This window comes from Microcystis sp. M165S2 (assembly GCF_020245885.1).
In the GTDB taxonomy this organism is placed as follows: Bacteria; Cyanobacteriota; Cyanobacteriia; order Cyanobacteriales; family Microcystaceae; genus Microcystis.
This window is the reverse complement of sequence record NZ_JADBTZ010000416.1, coordinates 1-3,184: the sequence shown is the minus strand read 5'-3', so window position 1 is coordinate 3,184 and position 3,184 is coordinate 1. Positions and strand designations below refer to the sequence as shown.

The following is a 3,184-nucleotide window of genomic DNA, read 5'->3' as shown; positions in this document are numbered from 1 at the left end:
TTATCGAAAATTTGGGTTAAAACCCCGTCCTTTTAGGACGGCTTTAAGCTACAATGGAAAAAGCGATAACCAAGCTAAAAACTGAACCTTGACCACAGATAGTAGGGGGTTTCGTTCAGAAAAGACTTCAAATTCGGCCTTGAACGAGTAAAATTTTCTAGGAAATAAGGTTGAACATTGGATTTTGGCGTTGCTGAATCAAGGTATGAATGACAATCTTGCACCCATCCAAAAGTTAGTTTAGGTCTAGGTTTTAAAAATCCCACAAAAGAAGATTCATATCTCAAATCAGCAACGCCAATCTGGTTATTAAAGACTGATTATCTATTCCTCCTTTTGCCTTTTGCATGAGTGCCTTTTGCCTGTCTTCATAAGTAGCCTATACTCAACGGATTTAGTATCAGTTACCTAATTTTCAGGGAAAAAGTACCTGAATTTTACCCCCGATCACCCCAATGGTAGGCACTTTTTGAGGGAAAAAAAGTCTAAAAGCCTTATCCAACAAAGTTTTTAGATTTATTCAGCAAGCCCTAAATAGGATTTAGTATAAAAAGAAGTTATTAAAAGAGGGCTAATACAATTGGTAGGGGTGCATCGCCAAAATTGAGATGCCACTGATTGCTAAACTTTTTGTAGGGGAAAACCTAAAGCTTCCCGTTGCTGTAAATACAATTGAGCAACCTGTCGAGCTAAATTGCGAATTCTGCCGATATAACGGGTTCTTTCAGCTACAGCAATCACACCTCTAGCATCGAGTAAATTAAAAGTATGGGAACATTTGAGAACATAATCTAGACTGGGAATCACCAGAGAGCGATCGATTAATTGTTTAGCTTCCTGTTCATATAAACTGAATAAACTAAATAATAACTCAGGATTGGAAGCCTCAAAATTGTAGGTACATTGTTCGATTTCATTTTGCAGAAAAATATCACCGTAGAGGATATTTTCATTCCATTGAATTTCATTAATTGCCTCTACATCTTGCAGATACATGGCTAATCTTTCTAAACCATAGGTAATCTCGATCGCCACGGGACGACAATCGATACCTCCACACTGTTGAAAGTAGGTAAATTGGGTGATTTCCATCCCATCTAACCACACTTCCCAACCCACACCCCAAGCACCGAGGGTGGGAGATTCCCAGTTATCTTCCACGAAGCGAATATCGTGATCTTCTGGGTTAATTCCTAACACCCGCAGGGAGTCTAAATAGATATCCTGAATATTATCGGGAGAGGGTTTAATTAGGACTTGATATTGATAGTAATGCTGAAAACGATTGGGATTTTCGCCATAACGGCCATCCGTAGGACGACGACAGGGTTCCACATAGGCAACGGCCCAAGGTTCCGGACCAATTGCCCTTAAAAAAGTGTGGGGACTCATGGTTCCCGCACCTTTTTCCGTATCATAGGGTTGAGCAACTAAACAACCGCGAGCGGCCCAAAATTCGTTTAATTTAGCAATAACAGCTTGGAAAGTTAGAGACATGGGGAAAAGTAAAAAAGCGGATTAGGGGTTGGGGAAGTGGGGTGTAGGGTGTGGGGAAGTGGGGAAGTGGGGAAGTGGGGAGCTTTTCAGTGATCAGTAAACAGTGAACTGATAACTGATAACTGTCTCCTGACGGTTAAAGTCATTGACTTACTTTTAACTGCAAGCGAAAGTTAACGGGGTTAGAAGACTGGGGGAGAATAACTAATTCATAAAATCCCTCTTCGGGTAATTGACCAGACCATTGCCGATCGCTAGACTTGTCTAAAAGAGTGACCTTGCCACTGGGAGAGTAGAAAGATAGTAAAACTTCGCCTTCTGCCTCTAAATTTAAGTCTAACCGATCACTGGAACGCAATTTTATTGCATAGGCTTTTCCTTGTCCCTGGCTGAGAATTGCCTCGATAATCTCCTCTCCCCCCGCGTCTAAACTTTCGAGCGCTTGGTAGGATAGGCCAGACTGTAAAGATTGTAACTGATTCCAGGCCAAACCACTCCATAGTTGACCTAGGCCGCTATCAAAATTTGGTCTTTCTGTCAATTCGGGAAATAGCTGAAAAAAGGCAGTATCAGTGAGTAAATTAAGGACTCTACTGCTTAATCGTAACTGATTCACTTGTTCTCGCCATTTTTCTCGCTTTTGCTCGTCGTAGCTACCTAATGCTTCTCTAGTGCCAGAATCGAGACGGTCTAAGCGATCGAGGATTTCTGCTGCTAGAATATCTCTTTGTTCCTGTTTCTGTTTTTCCTCTTTGATATCCCCATAGCGGAGGCTAAACAATTCATTGACGAGATTTTTAAAAAACTGACTATCAATTCCCAACTCTAGACGGCGCTTTCTCATCTCAGCTTTCCGTTGCCATGCCCGATCTGTGGCAGAATTAAAATTATTTTCTTCCGTGGCAAAAACGGGTTTAACGGTTTCGGGTTGATTGCTGTGCTTAACCCACTGTTTCCCGATTAACCAGCCTATTGCCGCCGATAATAACATCAAGAGGCAAAAAATAGCGATCCTACTGGAACAGCCGAGAAAAAGGGGCGATTTATTCCGAGAATTAGCGGCCATTGTCTCCTTAGACGATTTGGGGTGTGGATATTTAAAGATGAGATTAACACAATTGACATCCTCCCCGCCGTAAAACGGACGGCGATTCCCACTAGAACAAGCTTAATTGCTCGTACTTTTGATGGGTTGACGCGACCCGGGATGCTGCTTCTTTAACAGAAGTCTTACGCTTTCCGACCCGTCCATTTTTAGTCTCCGAATGTCCTCCGGCGACCTTGATATTTAGGGTCTGCTGAATAAATATAAAAACCTTGTTGGGTAAGACTTTTAGACTTTTTGTCAATCAAAAAGTACCGGACTGGGAGTGATCAGGGGGAAAATTCAGGTACTTTTTCCCTGAAAATTAGGTAATTGACCCCCTGAAAATGGGTAAAACCCCACACCCCACACCCCACACCCCACACCCCACACCCTACCCCCAAGAAAAACTTTTTGCCGCGAACCCTATTTAATCTTGGTTCCGATGGTGTTGGGTAACAGTCGTCAACCCAATTGCTCAAAAATAGGAGCTTACGGAAGAACACAATAAAAAACTTCTGCTAAACTAGAGGCATCTTTTTGAGTTTAATTGCGTGAAAACTGACAGTATTTTCTATCAACTCTTACAAAGATTTCCCGCTT

At 42.1% G+C, this 3,184-nt stretch carries 2 protein-coding genes; both read right to left on the bottom strand.

The genetic code is table 11. The features are described 5' to 3' along the window. Positions 1-621 precede the first annotated feature (621 nt). Positions 622-1,497 carry a glycine--tRNA ligase subunit alpha gene (gene glyQ, locus IM479_RS20580; protein ID WP_286827415.1) on the bottom strand — a complete coding sequence of 292 codons (876 nt, stop codon included), beginning with the start codon at positions 1,495-1,497 and terminating at the stop codon, positions 622-624. A 142-nt stretch (positions 1,498-1,639) separates the two neighbouring features. Next, a complete protein-coding gene (locus tag IM479_RS20575; protein ID WP_287687020.1) occupies positions 1,640-2,563 on the bottom strand; it encodes a serine/threonine protein kinase in 924 nt (307 codons plus the stop codon). Positions 2,564-3,184 lie beyond the last annotated feature (621 nt).

Bases quoted from the DNA above. Each gene is read 5' to 3' on its own strand.
- glyQ (WP_286827415.1), bottom strand. From the start codon at position 1,497: ATGTCTCTAACTTTCCAAGCTGTTATTGCTAAATTAAACGAATTTTGG.
- IM479_RS20575 (WP_287687020.1), bottom strand. From the start codon at position 2,563: ATGGCCGCTAATTCTCGGAATAAATCGCCCCTTTTTCTCGGCTGTTCC.